We start from the raw sequence: 23,309 nt of genomic DNA, 5'->3' as shown, positions 1-23,309 counted from the left end.
TACCTTCGACGACACCTTCGCCTTCGATAATACCTTCCCCTTCGGGTGTACCTTCAACGACGCCCTCCCCTTCGATTATTCCTTCTGCTGTTCCTTCACCTTCTGGTGGGCAGGGTCCTGTGGAAATCCACAAATCAACTGAAGTTCCGGGTTCAACTTCTGTTCCTGCTGTTGGTTCTTGATTTACTACCACACCAGCAGGGAAAGTATTATCACATATATATGTTATATTTCCAACGAACAAGCCTGTTCCCAGAATGTCTGTTGTCGCTTCTGCTTCAGGTAAACCGACTACATACGGCACTTCAACCAAACAAATTCCCGGGGTATCATCCAGATAATTCGGTGTCCCATCGTTGTCCGTATCCCAGGGATATAGGTCATTTTCATCAGGTATCAGGTCACAGTCGTCATCGGTATCTTCCGGGTCCATCCAACCGTCTCCATCAAGGTCATCATAGGGTCTCATGTAAGGAGTAATGCCAATATCTGTGGTGAAAACATAAGAACCATTGGAGAAGTTGATTTCTACCATGTATACTTTCCAGCCTGAAGTAGGAGGAGTAACTGTTGCAAGATATGTTTTTGAGCCGGGAGATGTTTCACTTAAATTGGTAGATGTCCATGTTGGACCTGTTCCGTCGTAATAACGAAAATCACGAGCCGTTGGATTTACAGCCTCCCATAATTTCACAGAAGTTGGATTTGTTGACACCTGTACCTGAATACTTCCATCGGGTAAGAATTGCCAGGAATAATTGGGACGGCTACCTCCGGTCGCAACAGAATTAAAATAGGTTATTAGTGGATAAACAGTAGATAAATCAAACGAATCACCCATACTATGTCCCACATTGGGAGTATATTTAAGACGACATTCGCCGGGAAGTTCGTGGTAATAAAACCGTGAGGAGTCCGGGAGGAAGAATTCATCTCCACATGCGTTGATAATGTATTTGGGCATTGTATAATTGCTTAAATAAGAGTATGGGTCTACAATTTGCCTGAGTGCATATCCTCCTGGTGTACTCATCCGTTCAAAGATATGTAATTCATTGTAAGGGGTTAATGTCTCTGAGAAAAAGCCATAGCATTTATATTGATGGTCCATCTGAATATCCATTTTTAGGACATCAATAACAATCGGAACAATAGCAATGACCCGCGAATCGACGGCTCCTGTTAGCCATGTTGTCCAACCCCGTTTGGAAGCACCTCCAACAACGAAGCCGTTGATAGTTTTTGAATGATTATTAAGAACAATTTCCTGAATAGTATCCATAGCACGCACAGCACTTTTGACCATAGGCAATAGAACAGGCCAATATGGGTCGGGGTTACCTTCGTTATAGGTTTGTAAGTATTTGTCAAAAGAATAGGCTATTATTTCGTCCTCTGTGCGGCTGGAACTTTCTCCCGCAAAAAGGAGAGGTTGGTTGGGGACTTGTTCAAGCAGTGCAACAGGGGCACCTGTTAATAATGCGATATATTGAGCATAATCCCGAAGGTTAGTAGCCGAAGAACCATTATTACCGCCAGAAATAATTAATAACCCCTTTGTTTTTGTAATGCTTGTAGGAACAATAATCGTGAGCCAATGTTTCCACAATGTTCGGTTTACTTCTGAGGAATTTCGCCATGTTTGGGATGTAAGGTCAACAACATAATAAGTATGAGTAAAACTTGATTCTGTAGTGGTAATTGTATATGTGTAAGAAGAATCGGGCAAATTTACATAATCTTCTAAAGGACCTGCATAGATATAGAAGGAAAGGAGTGATGAAAAAATCGCAATTAATAGAAAATTTTTAAGACAACTTTTACGCATCGGTGAAAACCTTTATGTTAGATTATTTAAATTTATTCAATTTTATATCCATAAATAATTATACTATGAACTTAAACACACAAAGTCAATTTTTAGTTCCTTATGTTTGATATGAGGGATATTAATTTGTTATAATTTTTTCTCTTTGTGAGATTTTTATAAAAACACAGGAGCCTCTCGCCTTTGTTTTGGGTGCTCAGAAATATGAGTTCCAGCGGGCTCCAAGGTTTAACCCAAACAGATAAGGATATAAGTATGTCAGTTGTAACCCCTCGTGAATTGCTCGAAGTAGGAGCACATTTTGGTCATCAAACTCGCCGTTGGAACCCTAAAATGGCACGGTTCATTTATGGCGAAAAGAATGGTATTTACATTATTGACCTGAAGCATACCCTAAAACAATTATTTAAGGCGTATGCTCTGGTTCGTGAAACAGTTGCCAATGGTGGAACGGTTCTTTTTGTCGGCACGAAACGGCAAGCACAGGAAGCCATTAAACGCGAAGCGGAACGCTGTGGAATGTTTTATGTAAATAGTCGTTGGTTAGGTGGAACATTGACCAATTTCCGCACTATCCGAAGCAGTATTTCCGAATTGCTTCGATTGAAAGATTTAGAAGAAACGGGCAAGATTGACCAATACGGCAAAAAGGAAGGTATTCAATTAAGAAAGCGTATTGCCAAATTGGAGAAAAATCTCTGTGGTATTGTTAATATGACAGAAATCCCGGATATTGTTTTTGTTGTGGATACCAATCATGAGGAAATAGCCGTGCGTGAATCGGCACGATTAAATATCCCGTGTATTGGTATTGTGGATACCAACGCGGACCCGGATGCTGTTTCTCTACCAATTCCGGGCAATGATGATGCAATACGCGCCGTATCCCTTTATTGCAAAGTAATTGCGGATGCTGTATTAGAGGGTAAGAATGTTCAGGAGAAAGGTCCAGCCACTCAAACAAAGGTTAGACCTATTTCTCGAAGAGTTAAGCGTGTAACGGATGAAGAGATAAAACCTATGGAAACCGTTTCTGAGGAAGATATGGAAGAGAATGATGCTGATGAGGAAAGTATATCTTCCGAGGAAATCGAAGAAACCCAACAAGAAGCATCTTCAGTTAAAGAAAATTAATTATTAAAAGATACAGGAGAATAATAAATGAGTATTAGTGCGAGTGATGTAAAAAAATTAAGAGAACAAACCAATGCACCCATGATGGATTGTAAGAAGGCACTTATGGAGTGCGGTGGTGATATGGATAAAGCGGTAAAATGGTTGCGTGAACGCGGAATTATGAAAGCGGCATCACGGGCAAATCGTGTGGCGGCGGAAGGCTGTATTGCTTCTTATGTCCACATGGGCGGAAAGATTGGAGTGCTTGTAGAGGTAAACTCCGAGACTGACTTTGTGGCTCGCGGTGCAGAATTTCAAACCTTCGTAAAAGATATTTGCTTACAAATTTGTTCTTCCGCACCCAAATGGATTGCCAAAGAGGACATCCCTGCGGAAGCGTTGGAAGAAGAGAAGCAATTATATGTAAAACAGGCTATGGACACAGGCAAACCGCAGAATGTTTGTGAAAAAATAGCCGAAGGCAAATTAAACAAGTGGTTTGAAGAAGTCTGCTTATTAGAACAAGTTTCCGTGAAGCCGGAGCATGATGGCAAAAAGATAAAAGATTTATTAGGTGAATTAACCGCTAAATGTGGTGAGAAGATAGAAATCCGACGCTTCGTCCGTTGGGTTCTTGGTGAAGGTATTGAAAAGAAACAAACGAATTTTGCAGAGGAAGTAGCCGCAGAATTAGCGAAATCCGCCAATAAAGAGGCATAAAGAGTGAACACTCCTATCTACAAACGGGTATTATTAAAACTCAGTGGAAACGCCGTATCCTCGGAAGGGGAAAACATAGGCTCGAAAGCATTAAGTCATCTTTGTGAGGAAATTGTATCCGCTTATCAGACTGGTATTCAGATAGGATTGGTCGTGGGGGGTGGAAATATCCTCCGTGGGAACCAATGGTCCAAGGCTTCCGGTGTAGACCGTGCTACAGCAGATTATATGGGGATGCTTGCTACGGTAATAAATGCTCTTGCCCTTCAATCAGCATTGGAAAAGTATGGAATTGAGACACGAGTGCTCAGTGCTATAGAAATGCGGCCCGTGGCAGAACCTTATATAAGACGCCGTGCTTTGAGACATTTAGAAAAAGGGCGGATTGTAATTTTTGCTGCGGGAACAGGCAATCCTTTTCTCACAACCGATACGGCGGCGGCACTGCGTGCCAGCGAAATAGATGCGGATATATTAATGAAAGCAACCCGTGTAGATGGGGTCTATTCTGCCGACCCTGAAAAAGATTCTACAGCCAAAAAATATGACCATCTCACATATCAACAAGTTCTTTCACAGGACTTAAAGGTAATGGATGCCGCAGCCATATCTATTTGTCGTGAAAAACACATCCCTATTTTGGTATTCTCTTTCTTAGAAAAAAACTGTATTGTTAATGCGGTTTGTGGCAACTCTATTGGAACTATAGTCAAGGGAGATTAACCTATGTCACACCCACTTATTAAAGAAGCCGAACAGAAGATGGATAAAAGTGTAGAAAGTTTACAACAAGAACTTTCGGGCTTTCGCACAGGAAGAGCGACACCTAATTTGTTAGATGTCGTTCATGTAGATGCGTATGGTAGTAAAATGAAAATTAATCAATTAGGGAATATAACGGTACCGGATTCGCATCTTATTGTTATTGACCTCTGGGATAAATCGCTTATTGGTGCTGTTGAAAAAGCAATTATGGCTTCACCCCTTGGGGTAAATCCATCAAACGATGGAAGATTAATTCGTATCCCTATCCCTCCTCTAAGCGAAGAGCGTCGTAAAGAACTTACTAAAGTTGCCAATAAAATGGCGGAAGAAGCCCGTGTTGCTGTTCGAAATATTCGCCGTCATGTTTTGGAAACCTTGAAAAAAGAGCAGAAAGATGGAAAGATAACGGAAGATGACCTCCACCGCCTTTCGGATGAAGTCCAGAAACTCACAGATAAACATATAGAAAAAATAGACCAGGTTCTTAAAGCCAAAGAAAAAGATATAATGGAAGGCTGAACATTTATTTATCTTTTGACAATTTTACGAATATTGTCTCAACATTCAAATCAGGTTTTATATCCATGCGAAAACTTCCTGCGGACTTAGACCCCAGAGTAGATGTAGAACGGTTGCCCCGACATATTGCGGTTATTATGGATGGGAACGGTCGTTGGGCGAAACGCCATGGGAAGAAGACAACCGAAGGACACGAAGCAGGAGCAGAAGGGGTGCGGGAAGTATTAAAAGGTTGCCGTGAATTAGGAATTCCGTGCCTTTCTCTGTATGCTTTTTCCACAGAGAATTGGTCTCGTCCTGAAGAGGAGGTAAATTCCCTTTTCCAATTAATGAGCAAATATATCCGAAGGGAAATTGATGAGATAAAAAAACACGGTATTCGCGTGTTGTTTATGGGGGAATGGAGAGAATTACCTCCGACTGCGGTGCAGGACCTTGAATATTGTCTTGAACAAACCAAAGATAATAGAGATATGACAGTAGTAGTCGGGTTGAATTATGGAGGGAGGCAGGAAATCCTTCGTTGTGCAAAATTGATGGCAGAAAAAGCACGAAAAGGGGAATTATTACCGGAGGAAATTACAGAAAGTCTTTTTAATCAATATCTGTATGTTTCGGAATTTCCCGATGTTGATTTGCTAATCCGCACCAGTGGGGAACAACGGGTTAGTAATTTTATGTTGTGGCAATTATCCTATGCGGAAATGGTCTTTTTGCCGGTTCTCTGGCCTGATTTTCGGCGGAAACATCTCTGGGAAGCCATAATTCATTACCAGCAAAGAGAGAGACGATTTGGTTCCCGTTTGGAGGGAACAGAACCTCATTCCTCAGAATTTAATATCTGACTATAAAGAGGAAGGCCCCTATGCTTCAGCGTGTTATTACAGGAAGTATTTTAGTTATACTGACCGCCATCCTTCTCTGGGTGCCGGGCTTGTATATTCTTTTTGGATTTTTTATTGCTTGTCTTACTACAATTGCTGTTTGGGAATACTTTCGTATTGTGGAACCTGCAAATAGAAATATTCTCAGCATTACAACCTTAGGACTTGTTCCTCTTGCTGTATTAACAGGGATATCACATGCTCTTATTGTAATTCACCTGTTTTTTATCCTTTCTTTCGGACTTTTGGCCATTATATACACCTTTAACAGGACAACTTCAATCAACAAATTTGTTCATGCATTCTTTGGACTGTTCTATTTTGGTTGGGTTCCCTCTCATCTTTTAATCCTTCACAAAGCACCTGAAGGTCCCGGACTAATAACCTTATTTATTACAGCAGTGGCTTTATGCGATTCGGGTGCGTATTGTGTAGGAAAACTTTTAGGGAAACATGCCCTTGCTCCGGAGATTAGCCCTAACAAAACATGGGAAGGAAGTATCGGTGGAATTGTGTTCAGTGTTGTTGGGACTTTTATCCTATGGTTATTGCATGAGGCTATTTTTACACAATTTTTGCCGGTTCAGGGTGTCGTTTTTTATTTCAAATGGGGTATAATACTTGCTATATTAAGCCAATTCGGCGATTTATTAGAATCACGATGGAAACGGGAAGCCGGTATTAAAGACTCGGGAACTATTTTCCCGGGACATGGGGGTGTTCTTGACCGTTGCGATGGAATGTTATTTGCCTTTCCGTTTTTCTTTTATTTGCTAAAATTTTTATGACATCGTTTTAACGATGGAGGGTTGTTGAATTTTTTATGTATGAGTTAGAAATACAAGCGATAGAAAACTTAAAACAGCGATTGGCAGAACTCCATACCTGTTTGAATGTGGAAGGGATACAAGAGCGGATTGCAAAATTGGAACGAAGTATGGAAGCCCCAGATTTCTGGAATGACCCGGAACAAGCACAAAAAGTTTTGCAGGAAATTAAAAACCTGAAAGCCGCCATTGAAGCCCCAGAAACACTTCAAAAAGAATTAGAAGATGCGGAGACATTCGTTCGCATGGCTGATGAAGAAGCGGATATATCCCTTCAATCGGAAATACAACAATTGAAGGATAGGCTAGAAAAAGAAGTTCATCAATTAGAAATTAAGAGCCTTTTTATAGACCCGCGTGATACCAAACCTGCTATTGTTAGTTTTCATCCAGGGGCTGGTGGAACGGAATCCTGCGATTGGGCACAAATGCTTTATCGCATGATTACACGCTATTGTGAAGAGAAAGGGTTTACTGTTGAATTGGTGGATTATCAGCCGGGAGAAGAAGCCGGTATCAAGAGTGCCACTTTACGGGTATCGGGACTTTATGCCTATGGCTTATTAAAGTCCGAAAGTGGAGTGCATCGTCTTGTTCGCATATCTCCATTTGATGCGAATAAGAGACGGCATACTTCTTTTACGGCGATTGAAGTGCTTTCTGAAGTAGATGAAGATATAAAGATAGAAATTCGCGAAGAAGATATAAAGATGGATACTTTCCGTTCCAGTGGAGCAGGAGGACAAAAAGTAAATAAAACCAGTTCCGCCGTTCGGCTGACGCATTTGCCTACTGGTTTTGTGGTTACCTGCCAGATAGAGCGTTCGCAACATCGGAATCGTGCCACCGCACTACAAATGCTCAAAGCAAAATTGTATGACATTGAGATGAAAAGAAAGGAAGCGGAAGTATTTGCCCAAAGAGAAGGACAAACAGAAGTTGCCTGGGGCAATCAGATTCGAAGTTATATCCTGCAACCTTATCAACTGGTTAAAGACCATCGGACAGGTGCGGAAACCAGCAATGTAGATAGGGTGCTGGATGGAGATTTGGATTTATTTGTAGAAGCATACTTAAAATGGAACTTAGAAAAGAAAGGTGTAGGAATCTAACTATGGATGAACAATTTAAAGAACACTCCACTTTACAGGAACTGCGCGAAAATCGTATTCGCAAAATGAACCACTTCCGTGAACGCGGAGATAACCCCTACAAATATATCTTTCAACGAAGTGCTACCGTTTCAAAAATTCGAGAACAATTTGAAAAATTAGAGCAGGAACAGCCTGAACAAGCACAGGAGGGAGTTCCTGCCACTTTAGCAGGTCGCATTACTGCACGACGGGAACAAGGGAAGAGCACATTTATGGACTTGCGTGATGAAAGCGGTCGTATACAATTGTTCTTCGGTGAAAAACAAGTAGGGGAAGACAAATACGAGACCTTAAAAGATTTTGATTTGGGCGATTTTATCGGTGTTGTAGGTTCTGTTCGGAGAACAAAACGAGGAGAAATCACTCTATTTGTGAAGGAGTTTCAGATTTTAACAAAGTCCTTACGCTCATTACCGGAAAAGTTTCACGGTCTAACGGATGTGGAGACGCGTTACCGACAGCGATACCTTGACCTCGTAGCCAATCCCGAAGTAATGGAAGTCTTTCGCAAACGAACACAAATGATAGATGCCATCCGCACTTACTTAAAAGAACGCAATTTTTTAGAGGTTGAAACGCCTATGCTTCATCCCATACCGGGAGGAGCCACAGCACGGCCATTTATTACACATCATAACGCATACGACACCGATTTGTATTTACGCATTGCTCCGGAACTTTATTTGAAGCGGCTCATTGTAGGCGGGTTTGAACGGGTATTTGAGATTAACCGTTGTTTCCGTAATGAAGGTGTGGATACAAAGCACAATCCTGAATTTACGATAATGGAGCTCTATGAAGCGTATCAGGATTATTTAGGGCTGATGGAAGAAACCGAAGATTTATTCTATACGGTAATGACTACGATTATCGGTGCAGAGAATTTTACCTATCAAGAGCAGGAAATTTCACTAACCCGTCCATGGAAGCGTATTCCTCTGCACGAAGCTATTCGTCAATTTGCAGGTATTAATCTGGAAGCAACACGGGACCGCGAAGAAGCCCGACAGTTAGCAGAAGGAGTAGGAGTGGAAATTCGACCTGAGATGGGTTATGGGAAAATAGTAGATGAGGTAATGTCTGTTAAAGTGAAACCGCATCTCATTCAGCCGACTTTCCTTTATGACTACCCGATTGAAATATCCCCGTTGGCCAAAAAGAAGCGTGATAACCCGGCCTTGACGGAACGGTACCAATTATTTATTGGTGGACTGGAAGTATGCAATGCTTTTTCGGAATTGAACGACCCCTTGGACCAGCGGGAACGGTTCATGGAACAAGTTCGCCTGCGTGAAGCCGGGGACGATGAAGCCCAATATCTCGATGAGGATTTTTTGACGGCATTGGAAGTAGGTATGCCTCCAACAGCAGGATTGGGTATCGGAATAGACCGTCTTGCGATGCTTTGCACAAACTCGTCATCTATTCGCGATGTAATTCTGTTTCCTTTACTTAGAAAACTTATAGATTAGATATATAGGAAGTTTCCCTTGAAATTTGAAACCTTTGTAGCCCTGCGATATTTGAGAAGTAAGCGGAGGAACCGCTTTATCAGTCTTATTTCGATTATTTCCATCGCTGGGGTGAGTGTCGGTGTTATAACGCTGATTATCGTCATGAGTGTTATGACAGGTTTTGATATTGCCCTGCGGGAAACTATTATCGGCAATCGGTCCCACTTGAGTATTTATGACATAGGCGGAAAAATAAAGGACTACGAAAGAGTTATAAAAGAGATAGAAACATTATGTCCGGAAATTGTTGCCAGTGGTCCAGTGGTTCAGGTAGAGGCATTATTCAAAAATGAAGAATACACGACCGGTGGGCTTATTTTAGGTGTGGACCCGGAACGGGAAAGTAAAGTAACAGACCTCGCAAAAAATTTGACCAATGAAGGGGGGCGTCTTTTTGGGAAAGGGAAACTTCCCCAAGAAAAAGAAATCGTTTTGGGTTACCGATTAGCAAATCGCATTTCTGCACGATTAGGCTCGCAAATACAGATAGTAACAGCCCGTGCAATTATTCGTCCCTTTTTAGGGAGGCAGTTAGGTTCACAACTCTGGCTTACGGTAAGTGGTATATCCCATGCACGAATGTCGGAGTTTGATGAGGTGTACGCCTTTGTAGACCTGCCTACTGCATATATGCTCACAGGGGAGAAGGGAGTAGATGCCATCCATGTAAAACTAACCAATCCTTTCCTTGCGGATACTGTAGCGAGGCGCATTCGTGAAAATCTAAATTACAATACAAAAACATGGTATGAAGACCAGCAGGCGTTTTTTGATGCTTTACGGCAAGAAAAATTAGCCATGTTTATCATTTTGGCGTTCATTATTCTTGTGGCCGCATTTAACATTACCAGCACATTAATTATGATTGTTATGGAAAAACGACGGGATATCGGTATCCTTCGCACTTTAGGAGCTAGCACCAATTCTATATTATTAACTTTTATACTTCAGGGATTGTTTATTGGCGTTATTGGCACAATCATAGGATTATGTATAGGTATTGTTCTTGCATGGAATATCAATCCAATAGCTCAATTTATCGCCAAACTACTTGGTTGGGATTTATTTAATAGCACCATTTATTATTTTGAAGGGATACCCGTAGCGATTGTTCCCTTTGATATTATGTGCATAGCCATTTCTGCGGTTCTGCTAACATTTCTTTCAACCTTATATCCTGCATATAGTGCAGCGAGGGTTAACCCGGTGGATGCAATACGATATGAATAATGTCATTATTTGTGAAAATATCCATAAAAAATTCTATGATGGCTCACGCATGCTACATATCCTTCGTGGGGTCAATTTTGAAGTGCCGGAAGGAAAGATTATGGCTATCAGTGGCCCCTCGGGCGTAGGAAAAAGCACATTATTACATATTATGGGAACATTGGATTCTCCCACCGAAGGAAAGATATTTATTAGCGGGAAGGATATACTGAAATTATCAAGAAATGAAATTAATCAGTTGCGGAATAAAGATATTGGTTTCGTTTTTCAATTCTATCATTTGCTCCCTGAGTTTACCGCTTTAGAAAATGTTATGATGCCCGCCTTGTGTAAAGGGAAAAGTAAAAAAGAGTGTATTCCTCGTGCGGAGGAATTATTATACAAAGTAGGACTTCAGGAACGAATGACGCATAAACCCGGTGAATTAAGTGGAGGAGAACAACAACGAGTGGCTATTGCCCGTGCTTTATTTAATTCCCCACGAGTGGTTCTTACCGATGAACCTACAGGCAATCTGGATGAAGAAACAAGTGCAGGGGTTATTGATTTATTATGGAAATTACATGAGGAAGATAAAATTACTATTGTCATTGTTACGCATGATGAAAGTCTTGCACAAAAAGCCCACCATTGGGTTTATTTGCACGAGGGGCAAGCACATATTCGGAAGTAATTTTGGTTTTTAGCCTGGATTTTTTTCTCTATAATTAGAACTACAAATCACACGAAGAGAAGTGAAAGATGGTTACTTTTGGGGTGTTCTGGGACAGATGGGACAAATGGGACAGATGAGACAGATGGGACTGATAGGGGTGATGGGACAGATGAGACAGATGGGACTGATAGGGGTGATGGGACAGATGAGACAGATGGGACTGATAGGGGGTGATGGGATAGATGAGATAGGTGGGACTGATAGGGGGTGATGGGACAGATGAGTGAAGGGAATATTAAGAATATTAATCTGTTATCTATGTAATATAGGTTATCATTTGAAACAACATCTTCCTCGGTTTTCCCGAATCCGAACAAAATAAGAAAAATTATCATGGGGGTTTTGAATAAATAGTTTGCAAGAGAGCATCGTAAACGGACAAAATAATAAAAAGAAATAAAAATCCATTTTTGGGAAGGTTATTAGAATATGACTTTTTTATGGGAGCAGATGTGGGAACGGTTGGCGTCTGAAGAGTTTGATTTAATTGTGATTGGAGGAGGAATTGTCGGTGCGTGTGTTGCGAGGGATGCTACATTGCGTGGATTGAAAGTAGCATTGTTAGAGCGGAAGGATTTTGCCAGTGCTACGAGTGGTGCTTCTTCGAAACTTATTCATGGTGGACTTCGCTATTTGATGAATCTTGAAATTGGTTTGGTGCGAGAATCCTTAAAAGAGCGAAGAATCTGGTCACAAATAGCCCCCCATCTTGTCAATTCATTGCCTTTTATTCTACCGATACATGGTAATAAGAAGTTTCGGGAACGGCTTATGTATTCACTGGGTTTGAAAGCGTATGACTGGTTGTCTTATGACCGCAACCGATTGAGCGACCCGAATAAGTTTATTCCGCCTCATAAACGCGTTTCGAGGCAGGATATTCTGGCGATAGAACCGCGTTTAGAAGAGATGAATTTTAACGATGCTCTTTTGTTTCATGATTATCAGATGTATTCGCCAGAGCGTTTAGCATGGGCTTGTTTGAAGCAAAGTATAACTCAAGGGGCTGTGGTTTTAAATTATACAGAGGTTGTTGGGTTTTTACGGGATAAAACTCGTATTGTAGGAGTGAAGATTAAAAATCGGGATGATGGTAGAGAAACACAAATAAAAGGCAAGGTTATTGTGAATGCAACAGGACCTTGGGCGGACCGTCTTATTGCGATTGCTACAGAAAAAGAGCCTGCACGGAAAATCATCCGTTCTAAAGGGATTCATATATTAACAAAACCATTAACGACAAAATATGCTATTGCCATGCCCGGTAAAGGGACACATTTCTTTGTTCTGCCGTGGCAAGGTTATTCACTTTTAGGGACAACGGATACGATATATCAGGGGGACCCGGATAATGTGCATGTGAGTGAACGGGAACTGGTGGAATTTTTATCAATGATTAATCGAGGATTTGAAGGGGCAAATCTGAGGCGTGGGGATGTGCTTTTCTTTTATGCCGGTTTACGTCCGATAGTTGAAAAAGACCCACAGGAAACAGAAGAAGAATTTAATTCCTATAATGCAAGCAGGTCTGCGGAAGTTTTTGACCATGCTCAAGATGCTTGCGATGGATTAATAACCGCCGTAGGAGGGAAATGGACAACTTCACGACATTTAGCCGAGCGTGTTGTGAATAAAGTATTCGAAAAATTAGGAGCAACCCCTCCTCCTTGTAAAACCGACCTAACGCCGGTTCATGGAGTTGACTTTCATGTCTTTAACGAGTTTCTTGATGAGGTAAAGAAACAATATGCTGATTTTCCGCCGGAGATTATTGAAAATCTAGCACATAATTACGGGACGGAAATACATAAAGTCCTTGAGTTGGCACTTATAGACCCCCAATTAGGAGAACCTTTGTCGAATACAAGAAAAGAAATCGGGGCTCAAGTTGTATATGCAGTGCGTGAAGAAATGGCACGACACCTTAACGATGTTTTATTTCGCCGCACCAATATGGGGAATTTAGGAGACCCTGGTGAAGATGTGCTCCGTAAAACGATAGATTTGATGTCCCATGAATTGGCATGGCAGGAAACAGTTTGTGATTCTGAGAAGAACAAATCCCGAGTGCAATTCGTTTCGTGGGCACGCACTTTTGTCATTGTAAATCCGAAAGCATGGGGAAATATGACAGGGAAGATATGGCCTAATATAGAGAAAAAAATACATCATGCTATTGGTCCTGTTAAGGTTGCGTTTACGGAAAAACAAGGACATGGGACTATCCTTGCCCGTGAGGCACTGACCGAAGGATATGAGCAAATCATAGCTGTAGGTGGAGATGGGACGATTAATGAGGTTGTAAATGGCTTTTTCAAGGATGATAAACGGATAAATCCCGAAGCCGTATTTGCAATTATCAGCACGGGCACAGGTAGGGATTTCTCACGGACTTTAGGCTGGCCTTATGATATTGACCAGCAAATCGAACATTTGGCGGAGACCTCTGTTTATCCCTTAGATTTAGGAAAGATGAAATTTGTTAATCTTCAGGGGGAAGAGGTATCGCGATATTTTGTGAATATTGCAAGTTTTGGATTGAGTGGAGCAACAGACCGTGCCGTTAACCGTTATGTCTGGCTAAAACAATACAGCGGGAAATTGGCTTTCTTTTTAGGTATGTTGCAGGCATTGTTGACTTATCGAAACAAATCGGTTCGTTTGAAGATTGACAATCAGTTTGATGATGTGCTGGATATAAAAACGGTGGCGGTATGTAATGGTAAATATTTTGGTAGTGGAATGAAAGTTTCTCCCAATTCTGAAATTAATGATGGCTGGTTTGATGTAATTGTGATTCCGGGTATCTCCACTTTTGAATTATTGTTAAATGTGAACAAGGTTTATCAGGGAACCCATTTGACCCATCCTGAAATAAAAATATTCAAGGCACAAAAGGTTGTTGCTACACCGGCTCACACCGCAGGGGAAGTATTGCTTGATGTGGATGGTGAAGTTCCTGGCTATTTACCTGCTTCCTTTGAGATATTGCATGATGCTATCTATGTTCGCATTGCCCCAAGAAAAGAAATCGAAGCAGATTAAAATGTATCGACACCTTTTTTATGGAAATGGTGGCTAAGGTTATATTTAGGAATCAGGGAAAATTCTCCGTAATTGTCCGCAAGCGGCTTGAATGTCCTGACCGCGTTCTTGTCGCAGGGTTGCATTAAGTCCGTTTTGAGTTAGAAATTCAAGGAATGAGTTACATGTTTCTTGAGCAGGAGGTGAGAAAGGTATGTCTGACACAGGGTTCCATGGAATAAGGTTTACGGTGCATTTAAATTGTTTGGCGTAATCGAATAATTCTTGTGCATGTTTTAGTGAATCGTTCACACCGCTTAACAATACATATTCAAAGGTTATCATACGGTCTGTTTTTTGTTGGTATTGATGGAGTGCTTCTGCCAGTTTATCGAGAGGATATTTTCGATTGAGGGGAACAAGACGGGAACGAAGGGTATCATTCGCCGCATGCAAGGAAATGCTTAATCGCACCTGCCAGTTTTCGTCGGCAAACTTTACGATGCCTTTAATATCGCCGGCGGTGGATACGGTGATTTTTCGGGCACCGATATTTACGCCTAATGGATGCATAATGAGTTTTATACTACGGACGAGTTCATCATAATTCCAGAAGGGTTCCCCCATTCCCATATAAACGATATTGGGTGTGCGATTGCCCAAATCTATTAACGAAAGGAGGTGCAATGCCTGTTCCACAATCTCACCGGCATTTAAGTTTCTCTTAAAACCCGCTTTGCCTGTAGCACAAAAGGCGCATTTGAGTGGACAGCCAACCTGTGTAGAAAGGCAAAAAGTTACGCGACGCCGATGGGGAATTATTACGGATTCGATGGTTTGGTTGTCTCTTAAACGAAAGAGAACCTTTTTTGTTCCCGATTGGGTACTCTCTTGAATATGGACAATCTCCGTTTGACAGAATAGGGCTTTCTTTTCCAAGGCATTTCGTAAATCCTTAGATAAATCGGTCATTTTTTGGATATCGAACACATGTTTTTCATGTGTCCATCGGAAGATTTGTCGCCCCCGAAAAGGTTCAAGTCCGAGTTGCTCGGATATTTCTTCTGGAAATAGTCGTGTGATAAGTATTTCTTCCATTCTTTTATACTCCTGAATTTGCACCCCTATATTATGGGTTTTCTATATCTACGGGAACATACCCCGAATGTAGCAGTTTTTGTTTTTGTTGCGATAGCCCGATTTTGGGCTCATCAATAGCGACATTAATAGAACAGCGGTTTAGTTTAATGGTCATAAAGGCATGTTCACAAGGAAACTCACAATGGATTATTTCCGGGAAACGAATCCCTTCGGGTGTTACTTTATAATTTTCGCGGCTACTTTTTGCAATCAGTACTCCCTGTTTTGAATATCGTTCGCTATATACCAGAACCCAGGGTGTCCCCTGCACTTCAATTCTACGAAGGAGTTGTTTGTGTTGTTTGTCGTTATAGATTTCAAGGATTGCTTTTTGGTGTTCCGTGTCAAAAGATTTTAACAGAATTTTGGAACGGGGAAGTTTTTCCCATGTTTCGGGGAAAAATGTTTCGCTGAAAATATCTAATGGCGTAACACGGGTATCCGATGATTTAAAGTATTCTCCTCCGCGTTGATAATAAAATTGTCTTTCCGTAGGGAGTTCTATCAAGGCTTCATCTTTATAGCAGGTCATTCGCAACACAGTAGCGGTATATTTTCTCCCAATGACATAGAGATAATCGGGCATACGAAAAGAAACATCACTCTGATGAAGTTGATATATCGTATCTAACTGGGGAGTTTTTAGGATAAAAGTTCCTCTCCCTTTTAATGTATGTATGGATTGGTCATTCTTACTTAAATCGTTTAAAATTTCTTCTACTTGAGGTTCTGTACCTGCAATTTTTCCCCGTTGTAAAGAAGTTCCCCAATGGGCACAGGAAAGCCATCCCAGAGGGAAAAGAAATAACATTGAATATAAAACGAGCCGACTGTAATATCGGTAATTTTTAGATTTCATTTTTTAGGGGTTTTACCTTATTTTGTATTAACAGGTAGGTCAGTTGCTTTTAACAATTAAAATTGGTATAATATTAACCCTTGTTTAATTCTTTATTATAACAATAGTATAATCTCTTTTTCGAATGTAAGATAACACTTAAAATAAGGGATGTTCCCATGGCTTTTGTATGTGAATACAGTGGAAAGAAACCTATTGTCGGAAATTCGATAATCCGAAGAGGTAAAGCGAAGAAAAAGGGTGGTATCGGACAAAATGTTACCGGTATCACAAAACGCAGATGGAAACCGAACCTGCAGAAAATCCGTGTTATTGATGAAAACGGAAGGGTTCGTCGTATCCGTGTATGTGCTCGTTATATCCGTGCAGGCAAATTTGTAAAAGCACCTCGCGGTATTCAAAGATTATCTGCAGTTAAGAAAGAGGCAAAATAGCAATCCGACAGAAGATATTGTTCTGTTAGGCGTAGTTTTCAGGGCAACTCAATACTTATTGAGTTGCCCTTCTTTTGTTTTAAATCATATACTTGCCAAAGTAGCCGATGTTACTTCTGCAATGATTTAAAAGAAAGGTATTAATTATGAATATCTCCAAAACGCATTATTATTTTCACGAATTGATATTTCCTACTCTTTTGTTTGTTGTATTGGGAGGAATGACCTGGGCGGTTCGTGGTTGTTCCGGGTTTGGAGGTTCCAATGGTTGTCTATTTGCAGGGATTACCTTAGGAACTGCATGGTGGTTTCTTTCTTACGACCCCCAGCGTTTATCTGTCCGACCTTATTCTAACGCATTTGCGCTTATGGCAATGACACTCGGTATTGCAATTGCCGGGGCAAGGGGTTGGATGCAATGGGCTTCTTTTTTTGAAGGGAGAATGTATACCCATTATTCCGCAGGCGAATATGTTTCCATACCTCGTTACTATGGATTTATCTGGCAATTTATCTCGGGTATTCCCTGGGCGGGATTGGGCGCATGTTTTCTTGCTTGGGCAAGTTGTGAAAGGGAAATTACGAAGAAAGATTGGATTGTAAGGATACTATGTGCTATCGGTGGGATTGTGGTTGCGAGGCTCCTTTTTGATAATTTTCCGAATTTATTTCTTCCTTTATATAGCACAATGAAAGAACGGTATATGGATTTACAAAACAATCCGAATTTGCGTCGCTTGATTAGTGATAATCGTGCTGCAATTACTCATTTAGGGCTTTACTTGGGTATTCTAACAGGGGAAGTTCTTCGGAAAGATAAAAGAAATATCACTTTGATTTTGACCGTAGGCATTATAAACGGTGTTGGTTGGGCATTATTACAAAACTGGAAATGGGCGCAAGGCATTTGGGAAGGATACCCATTTAACTGGTGGCGTTGCTGGGAAACCTCCGGTGGAATTAGTCTCGGTTTTGCATACGGTATCGCATATTTCCTGACCAATCAACCTTTACATTCTTCTATGTCAAATAATGTAATAAAAGTAAAGCCCGCTACGGAACGCATGACCTTGTTCCTGACGGTATTTTTAGCCATTGCCCTATCTTTGCGAAATGGAATAAAAGGCTGGGCAAATATCTATTTAGGAAATGAGGAATATTGGAGTAATTTGTTATGGCTTGTTTTTATTCCAATAATTGTTATAGGAATAATCGTCATCGTTTCCTATGTAAGACGAGCATCGAATGAGCCCCAGTTTGAAAAAAATCCTTTTCCGAAATATTCCTGGATAATATGGGCAGTTTTACTCATTCAGAATTTTATAGCCCAGTTAATTACGGGACCCTGGTCAAATTGGGTAGAGGTCTCTTTTGCTATTTACTATATCCTTTTGTTCTTAATCTCCGTGCCTATAATCTATCATTACCAATATTTGAAACTGAGAGATGACTTAACGATATGATTTGATTGTTAAGATTATTTAGAATGATATAATACCTCTTGAAAGAGCTATCTTTTTCATAGAAGGATATGAATTTCTTGTTGTAATAATTTAAAACAAAAAACAATAGGGCGATTTCATGCTTGCGAGGGTTCAATCAGCACATATATTAGGAATAGAGGCGTTCCCTTTGGCTGTAGAGGTGGATATAGGACATGGGGAAAATAAAACAGAGGTAGTGGGATTAGCGGATACCGCAGTGAAAGAAAGCAGGGAGCGTGTGGCGTCAGCATTACGCAACTCTGGATTTCGCTCACCCCGAGGACATGTGGTTGTAAATTTAGCACCAGCGGATATTCGCAAGGAAGGGAGTTATTTAGATTTGCCTATTGCTTTGGGGATTATTTTGGCGGGGGAACAAGGTATGGTTCGTGTAAAATTAGAAAAGGTATTAATTGTAGGGGAACTGGCGTTAGATGGTTCTGTTCGCCATGTCCCTGGCACCTTATCTATGGCCATTTTAGCTCGCAAAAATGGTTTTAGTGCTATCCTTGTGCCTGAAGTTAATGCGGAGGAAGCAGGGTTGGTGCATGATATAGATGTTATACCAATAAAAAGTTTACAAGATGCGTTCCGATATCTGAATGAGCCTTCTGCTTATACTTCATATCGGACAAATTATCAAGAATTGTTTCATAACAAACAACATGCGGCTCTGGATTTTGAGGATGTAAAGGGGCAGGCTCATGTAAAACGTGCTTTAACCATTGCTTCGGCTGGTGGGCATAATGTGCTGATGATAGGTCCACCCGGAACAGGGAAAACGATGCTGGCTTCGCGTATCCCGGGTATTCTGCCTGAAATGAGTTTTGAAGAGTCCCTTGAAACTACACAAATTTATAGTGTCGTTTCGCGGAAAGGACAAAATTCTTCGCTGATAACTACAAGACCGTTTCGTTCTCCTCATCATACTGTTTCCACCGTTGCCATGGTTGGAGGAGGAGCCAATTTCCAGCCGGGTGAGGTCAGTTTAGCCCATAATGGAGTGTTATTTTTAGATGAACTTCCAGAGTTTAATCGGGCAACATTGGAGGTATTGAGACAACCCTTAGAAGAGGGATTTGTGCATATACGGCGTGCTCATTATGCGGTAACGCTTCCCAGTCGTTTTATGCTTGTATCTGCCATGAACCCCTGTCCCTGTGGTTGCAGGACAGACCCCAAACGCGTATGTCGCTGTTCTATTGGTGAAATACAGAGATATATCAATCGAATCTCGGGTCCTTTATTAGACCGTATCGATATGCATATTGAAGTACCTGCTTTGCCTTTCCATGAGTTATCACAAAATCAATCTGTTGGACCCAGCAGTGCGGATATGCGAAATCAGGTGCAGGAAGCCCGCAATCGGCAACAACATCGTTATGGTAAAACAACGTTACTTAATGCTCACCTTGATACAAAACAAATACGGCGTTTTTGCAAACTAAACGATACCCCCCAGCAATTACTTCTGCAAGCAATTGAACATCTCGGGTTAAGTGCTCGGGCTTATGACAAGATATTGCGGATGGCAAGAACTATTGCTGACCTTGACAACTCCGAAGATATACAAGATATCCATATCGCAGAAGCCATTCAATACCGCTCCATTGACCTAAAGGCTATTTAATAAGAATAACCATTATATAATGGGGTATCCAAAAATTTTTACACATCCTTTATTTTCTGGATGATTTCGGAATAGGCACGGGAAAATGGGTATTGATGAATTTCTTTCCGTGGGACCCATTGGTAAGGGCGCAAAATATCCTTTTTCAATCGGATTTTCCATCGGGTCTTATATACATAAAAATATATAGTGCGGTGAGAATATTTTCGGATGAATTGGAATAAAAACTCCCATTCTGAAGTTGTAGAGATATTTAATTTCTTGTTTAATAGGGCAGATATATTTTTAGGGGTGTGTTTAATTTTTATATCTGTAATGTCCACAGTGGGCAATGCATAAAGATTTTTCAAAAAATTACGAGTTACTTCATAGGTAAGTAAAATTTTGTCTTGATTTATTATTATACCTACAGCCCAATGGAGAATTGGCACGGAACGGATTTTCTCTTTTACAGGGAAACGGGTTTGTGTTCCGTGCTGGTAGGCAAGACAGAAATTTTTCAAAGGACACTCTGTGCAATTAGGATTTGTAGGTGTGCAGATGATTGAGCCGATATCCATCATTCCTTGATTAAAATTACCAGGATATTTTAGGGAAATCATCTTTTCCGCTAATTGTTGGGTCGTTTTACAAAAAGATGTTGAGTTAAGTTTGTCTTGTATCTCAAACAGACGCGAAAGCACACGGCGGACATTTCCATCCAGGGTTGGAACAGGAAGATTAAAACAAATGCTACCTATTGCCGATGCAGTATAAGGACCTATTCCCGGCAATTCTAATAATTCCTCATAAGTCTGTGGAAAGTGTCCTTCGTATTGATGATAGATAATTTGTGCCGTTTTTAATAGATTGCGAGCACGGGTATAATAACCAAGCCCTTCCCAGACTTTTAATACTTTGCTTTCATCGGCTAAAGCCAGATTTTGTAAGGTGGGAAAATTTTCAAGAAAACGGAAATAATAATCGGTTCCCTGTTCAATGCGTGTCTGTTGTAATATAATCTCGCACAGCCATATCTTATAAGGGTCTGTTGTGCCTCGCCAGGGCAGAGGTCTTGCAAATTGGGAATACCAGCGAAGAACTCGCTTTCGTATTTCCTTTATCCAGGTTAAGTTTACATCCATAATTAAAAATTGAGACAAAAGAGGTAAGATTAAAAATACCGTTTGTTTATCTGTATTGATTAAAATATAAGTTTCTTATATTAAATGACGACTTTTTTATAGTGATGAGGTTATGATTATAACACGGATTGACCGATATATACTTCGGCAGATTATTCCGCCGATGTTTATTGCTTTTTCTGCGGTTGCAGTTCTGATGATAAGTGGAATACTCCAGCAACAGATAAAAGAGTTGTTGGATGAATTTCCTGTGGCTCCACTTCAATTGACAGATTTTCTCTGGATGTCCTTGTATGCTCTTCCGATGATGGTAGGGATGATTATCCCGATTACCTTCTTATTCGGTTTAATGTTAATGTTTGACCGCATGAGTCGGTATCGGGAAATAATTGCTATGACAGCCGGGGGTATTTCTATGCGCCGAATAGCAATGCCTGCGGTGATGTTGTCATTAGTCTTGAGTATCCTTTGTTTTGTTGTTCAGGACATTGCTCAACCGTGGGCTTTTCGTCAATTTATGAAGTTAGCCCGCATGGACCTTCCTTTGCGTATGTCTTTAGATTTAATTCCCACAGGCAGGATGTATGAATATGGTAAATTGCGGGTATATATTCGGGGACGAACGAAAGATGGCGAATTGCAGGATATTGTGGTATTACAACCCGGTGATGAAGGGAAAATGGTTGCTTTTTATGCAGAAAAAGCACGTTGGCGGAAAGGGAAAGATGAGAATGTGCTGGAAATGCTAAATGGCTTCTGGATAGAGTCGCAAGAACAAAATAATCAGGTTGTTCGTGGAAGTTTTCAGCGATTGGAGAAAACAATTCCCCCTCTTCAGCCTATGGAAACAATTCGACTTCGAACAGGTATGTCTATCCGTGAATTATTAGCGGAACACCGTCGCATTTCCCAAGAGTATGAACGAACTAAAGGGTTGCCGCTTCTGTCCGATGTGAAAAAATATCGGGGTGAAATTGCAGAACGATTCTCTTTCCCGCTGATGTGTCTGGCATTAGGATTAATTGCATCGCCGATAGGTGTGCGTATGCGGGGAGCCGGCACAACATACGCCTTTTCCTCAGGTTTCTTAATCGTTGGGATGTATTTCCTCCTTTATAAAGCAGTAGGAGGAGGTGGGCTTATGCCTTTATATGTGAAATGTATCGTTCAGCAATTACCTAATATTCTTATTGGTGGATTGGGCTTATTCCTTTTGATAAAGGCAGACCGATTATGAAAACGATAGACAAATATTACCTGTCGTGGTGGCTCAAGACCTTTTTGAGAGTATTGATTGCTCTTGCCTTTTTATATATTATTGTTGATTTTTTTACCACTCGACAGGAATCTGTGCAAAAGTATAATGTACCTTTTATGATTATTGCCCAATATTATCTGTTATCTCTGCCAAAAATCTTTTTGCAATATCATTTCCTTTCTGCGGGAATTATGCTAACGACTTTTTTAGTCTGGGGTAAAAGTACTCAGGAAGGGGAAATATCTGCATTACTTTCGGGAGGAATTCCTCTATTAAGGATTACAACCAGTGTATTTCTTGCGGGGTTATTTATTGCAATAGGCAGTTTTTTTGTGGAAGATACTATGGGTGTATGGTGTGCGGAACAATTTCGTAATCTGGAAAAGATGTATTTCTCATACCATCTGGGAGACACGCGTTCCGGGGTGAGCTGGACGAATCTGAGTGGGAATTGGACCTGTCATATATTACGGTTCAATCGGGAAGCTATGACAGGCAGGGATGTGGTAATTCATCGTATTCAGGAAGACCGCATTGACGAAATACGGGCACGGTATATCTGGTGGGATAAGAAACAGAAGAAATGGTTCATTGAAGAGGGTCGCCAGTTTATTCTTTTCCCGAAGAAAGATATGGAACAGGAGGTAATTCGTATTACACAAATACCGGCTCCATTTACAGAATCCCCCGAAACATTGTTTGCCCTTGATTTACCACAAGAACTGAAAACATGGAAACAGTTTTATGAAGAGATTAAACGCGCCCGTTTCTTTGGAATACCTACTTATAAATACGAGGTGGATTGGAATGCACGAATAGCCCGACCTGCCAGCGTTTTTATTATGTTATTGCTTGCTTTACCTTTGTCTGTATTATGGAAACGAGGCGGATTTATATTAAGTTTCGGAATAACAGCCATCTCTGCTTTGTGTTATATGCTTTGTTTCGTCCTATTTACGGGTTTGGGGTATCTCCAGACTTTGCCACCTATGATAAGTGCGTGGGGAGCCAATATCTTATTTCTGATACTATCTCTTTTGATTTGGAAACGAACACCAACATAGACATAAAATTAAAGTCAGGT

At 40.8% G+C, this 23,309-nt stretch carries 21 protein-coding genes; 17 read left to right on the top strand and 4 right to left on the bottom strand.

Annotation, left to right across the window (positions count from 1 at the left end; translation table 11 throughout):
- Positions 1 to 1,828: PhoPQ-activated protein PqaA family protein (locus tag PLA12_04405; protein HOQ31740.1), on the bottom strand; the 1,828-nt coding region annotated here is incomplete at its 3' end.
- A gap of 255 nt (positions 1,829 to 2,083) precedes the next feature.
- Between PLA12_04405 and rpsB the strand changes: the two genes are divergently transcribed.
- From rpsB to PLA12_04345, 12 genes are all read left to right on the top strand, one after another.
- Positions 2,084 to 2,962 (top strand): 30S ribosomal protein S2, encoded by an 879-nt coding sequence (gene rpsB / locus PLA12_04400; GenBank protein ID HOQ31739.1) that lies wholly within the window; start codon positions 2,084 to 2,086, stop codon positions 2,960 to 2,962.
- A gap of 27 nt (positions 2,963 to 2,989) precedes the next feature.
- Complete coding sequence (gene tsf / locus PLA12_04395) at positions 2,990 to 3,664, top strand: translation elongation factor Ts (protein HOQ31738.1); 675 nt, start codon at positions 2,990 to 2,992, stop codon at positions 3,662 to 3,664.
- A gap of 3 nt (positions 3,665 to 3,667) precedes the next feature.
- On the top strand, positions 3,668 to 4,387 hold the full coding sequence (gene pyrH, locus PLA12_04390; protein ID HOQ31737.1) for a UMP kinase: 720 nt from the start codon (positions 3,668 to 3,670) through the stop codon (positions 4,385 to 4,387).
- 3 nt (positions 4,388 to 4,390) lie between these two features.
- Complete coding sequence (frr, locus tag PLA12_04385) at positions 4,391 to 4,948, top strand: ribosome recycling factor (GenBank protein ID HOQ31736.1); 558 nt, start codon at positions 4,391 to 4,393, stop codon at positions 4,946 to 4,948.
- A gap of 65 nt (positions 4,949 to 5,013) precedes the next feature.
- Positions 5,014 to 5,793, top strand: coding sequence for an isoprenyl transferase (locus PLA12_04380; GenBank protein HOQ31735.1), 780 nt, complete (start codon positions 5,014 to 5,016; stop codon positions 5,791 to 5,793).
- Positions 5,794 to 5,813: 20 nt separating this feature from the next.
- A complete protein-coding gene (locus PLA12_04375; protein HOQ31734.1) occupies positions 5,814 to 6,620 on the top strand; it encodes a phosphatidate cytidylyltransferase in 807 nt (268 codons plus the stop codon).
- 35 nt (positions 6,621 to 6,655) lie between these two features.
- The gene (gene prfB, locus PLA12_04370; protein ID HOQ31733.1) at positions 6,656 to 7,771 is read left to right on the top strand and encodes a peptide chain release factor 2; all 1,116 of its coding nucleotides are present in this window, start codon (positions 6,656 to 6,658) and stop codon (positions 7,769 to 7,771) included.
- Between the two features lie 2 nt (positions 7,772 to 7,773).
- Positions 7,774 to 9,285: a lysine--tRNA ligase gene (lysS, locus tag PLA12_04365; GenBank protein HOQ31732.1), complete on the top strand. Its 1,512-nt coding sequence runs from the start codon at positions 7,774 to 7,776 to the stop codon at positions 9,283 to 9,285.
- Positions 9,286 to 9,303: 18 nt separating this feature from the next.
- A complete protein-coding gene (locus PLA12_04360) occupies positions 9,304 to 10,557 on the top strand; it encodes a lipoprotein-releasing ABC transporter permease subunit (GenBank protein HOQ31731.1) in 1,254 nt (417 codons plus the stop codon).
- On the top strand, positions 10,550 to 11,230 hold the full coding sequence (locus tag PLA12_04355; protein ID HOQ31730.1) for an ABC transporter ATP-binding protein: 681 nt from the start codon (positions 10,550 to 10,552) through the stop codon (positions 11,228 to 11,230). Before PLA12_04360 ends, PLA12_04355 begins: the two co-directional genes overlap by 8 nt.
- A 61-nt stretch (positions 11,231 to 11,291) precedes the next feature.
- Positions 11,292 to 11,483 (top strand): hypothetical protein, encoded by a 192-nt coding sequence (locus tag PLA12_04350; GenBank protein HOQ31729.1) that lies wholly within the window; start codon positions 11,292 to 11,294, stop codon positions 11,481 to 11,483.
- A gap of 218 nt (positions 11,484 to 11,701) precedes the next feature.
- Entirely contained in the window at positions 11,702 to 14,317 is a 2,616-nt protein-coding gene (locus PLA12_04345; protein ID HOQ31728.1) for an FAD-dependent oxidoreductase, read from the top strand.
- A gap of 45 nt (positions 14,318 to 14,362) precedes the next feature.
- Here PLA12_04345 and rlmN read toward each other — a convergent pair whose 3' ends face one another.
- Both rlmN and PLA12_04335 read right to left on the bottom strand, forming a co-directional pair.
- Positions 14,363 to 15,394, bottom strand: a complete 1,032-nt coding sequence (rlmN, locus tag PLA12_04340) for a 23S rRNA (adenine(2503)-C(2))-methyltransferase RlmN (protein ID HOQ31727.1) — start codon at positions 15,392 to 15,394, stop codon at positions 14,363 to 14,365.
- Between the two features lie 31 nt (positions 15,395 to 15,425).
- On the bottom strand, positions 15,426 to 16,295 hold the full coding sequence (locus tag PLA12_04335) for a hypothetical protein (GenBank protein ID HOQ31726.1): 870 nt from the start codon (positions 16,293 to 16,295) through the stop codon (positions 15,426 to 15,428).
- 158 nt (positions 16,296 to 16,453) lie between these two features.
- On the opposite strand from PLA12_04335, the gene rpmB reads away from it, so the two are divergent.
- The 3 genes from rpmB (at position 16,454) to PLA12_04320 (ending at position 19,843) form a co-directional block, all read left to right on the top strand.
- Positions 16,454 to 16,729, top strand: coding sequence for a 50S ribosomal protein L28 (gene rpmB, locus PLA12_04330; GenBank protein ID HOQ31725.1), 276 nt, complete (start codon positions 16,454 to 16,456; stop codon positions 16,727 to 16,729).
- 146 nt (positions 16,730 to 16,875) lie between these two features.
- The gene (locus tag PLA12_04325; GenBank protein HOQ31724.1) at positions 16,876 to 18,192 is read left to right on the top strand and encodes a hypothetical protein; all 1,317 of its coding nucleotides are present in this window, start codon (positions 16,876 to 16,878) and stop codon (positions 18,190 to 18,192) included.
- Between the two features lie 118 nt (positions 18,193 to 18,310).
- Positions 18,311 to 19,843: a YifB family Mg chelatase-like AAA ATPase gene (locus tag PLA12_04320; protein HOQ31723.1), complete on the top strand. Its 1,533-nt coding sequence runs from the start codon at positions 18,311 to 18,313 to the stop codon at positions 19,841 to 19,843.
- Positions 19,844 to 19,881: 38 nt separating this feature from the next.
- Here the strand turns inward: PLA12_04320 and mutY are convergent, their stop codons facing one another.
- Positions 19,882 to 20,967: an A/G-specific adenine glycosylase gene (gene mutY, locus PLA12_04315; GenBank protein ID HOQ31722.1), complete on the bottom strand. Its 1,086-nt coding sequence runs from the start codon at positions 20,965 to 20,967 to the stop codon at positions 19,882 to 19,884.
- A gap of 112 nt (positions 20,968 to 21,079) precedes the next feature.
- On the opposite strand from mutY, the gene PLA12_04310 reads away from it, so the two are divergent.
- Positions 21,080 to 22,204: an LptF/LptG family permease gene (locus PLA12_04310; GenBank protein ID HOQ31721.1), complete on the top strand. Its 1,125-nt coding sequence runs from the start codon at positions 21,080 to 21,082 to the stop codon at positions 22,202 to 22,204.
- Positions 22,201 to 23,289 carry an LptF/LptG family permease gene (locus PLA12_04305; protein HOQ31720.1) on the top strand — a complete coding sequence of 363 codons (1,089 nt, stop codon included), beginning with the start codon at positions 22,201 to 22,203 and terminating at the stop codon, positions 23,287 to 23,289. Before PLA12_04310 ends, PLA12_04305 begins: the two co-directional genes overlap by 4 nt.
- Positions 23,290 to 23,309: the final 20 nt, after the last annotated feature.

It is taken from the genome of Candidatus Hydrogenedens sp., assembly GCA_035378955.1.
Lineage (GTDB): Bacteria > Hydrogenedentota > Hydrogenedentia > Hydrogenedentales > Hydrogenedentaceae > Hydrogenedens.
This window is presented reverse-complemented; position numbering and strand designations above follow the sequence as displayed.

What these genes read in the sequence shown, in the direction of transcription:
- rpsB (HOQ31739.1), top strand. Translation starts at nt 2,084, where the DNA reads ATGTCAGTTGTAACCCCTCGTGAATTGCTCGAAGTAGGAGCACATTTT.
- tsf (HOQ31738.1), top strand. Translation starts at nt 2,990, where the DNA reads ATGAGTATTAGTGCGAGTGATGTAAAAAAATTAAGAGAACAAACCAAT.
- frr (HOQ31736.1), top strand. Translation starts at nt 4,391, where the DNA reads ATGTCACACCCACTTATTAAAGAAGCCGAACAGAAGATGGATAAAAGT.
- PLA12_04380 (HOQ31735.1), top strand. Translation starts at nt 5,014, where the DNA reads ATGCGAAAACTTCCTGCGGACTTAGACCCCAGAGTAGATGTAGAACGG.
- PLA12_04375 (HOQ31734.1), top strand. Translation starts at nt 5,814, where the DNA reads ATGCTTCAGCGTGTTATTACAGGAAGTATTTTAGTTATACTGACCGCC.
- prfB (HOQ31733.1), top strand. Translation starts at nt 6,656, where the DNA reads ATGTATGAGTTAGAAATACAAGCGATAGAAAACTTAAAACAGCGATTG.
- lysS (HOQ31732.1), top strand. Translation starts at nt 7,774, where the DNA reads ATGGATGAACAATTTAAAGAACACTCCACTTTACAGGAACTGCGCGAA.
- PLA12_04355 (HOQ31730.1), top strand. Translation starts at nt 10,550, where the DNA reads ATGAATAATGTCATTATTTGTGAAAATATCCATAAAAAATTCTATGAT.
- PLA12_04345 (HOQ31728.1), top strand. Translation starts at nt 11,702, where the DNA reads ATGACTTTTTTATGGGAGCAGATGTGGGAACGGTTGGCGTCTGAAGAG.
- rlmN (HOQ31727.1), bottom strand. Translation starts at nt 15,394, where the DNA reads ATGGAAGAAATACTTATCACACGACTATTTCCAGAAGAAATATCCGAG.
- PLA12_04335 (HOQ31726.1), bottom strand. Translation starts at nt 16,295, where the DNA reads ATGAAATCTAAAAATTACCGATATTACAGTCGGCTCGTTTTATATTCA.
- rpmB (HOQ31725.1), top strand. Translation starts at nt 16,454, where the DNA reads ATGGCTTTTGTATGTGAATACAGTGGAAAGAAACCTATTGTCGGAAAT.
- PLA12_04325 (HOQ31724.1), top strand. Translation starts at nt 16,876, where the DNA reads ATGAATATCTCCAAAACGCATTATTATTTTCACGAATTGATATTTCCT.
- PLA12_04320 (HOQ31723.1), top strand. Translation starts at nt 18,311, where the DNA reads ATGCTTGCGAGGGTTCAATCAGCACATATATTAGGAATAGAGGCGTTC.
- mutY (HOQ31722.1), bottom strand. Translation starts at nt 20,967, where the DNA reads ATGGATGTAAACTTAACCTGGATAAAGGAAATACGAAAGCGAGTTCTT.
- PLA12_04310 (HOQ31721.1), top strand. Translation starts at nt 21,080, where the DNA reads ATGATTATAACACGGATTGACCGATATATACTTCGGCAGATTATTCCG.
- PLA12_04305 (HOQ31720.1), top strand. Translation starts at nt 22,201, where the DNA reads ATGAAAACGATAGACAAATATTACCTGTCGTGGTGGCTCAAGACCTTT.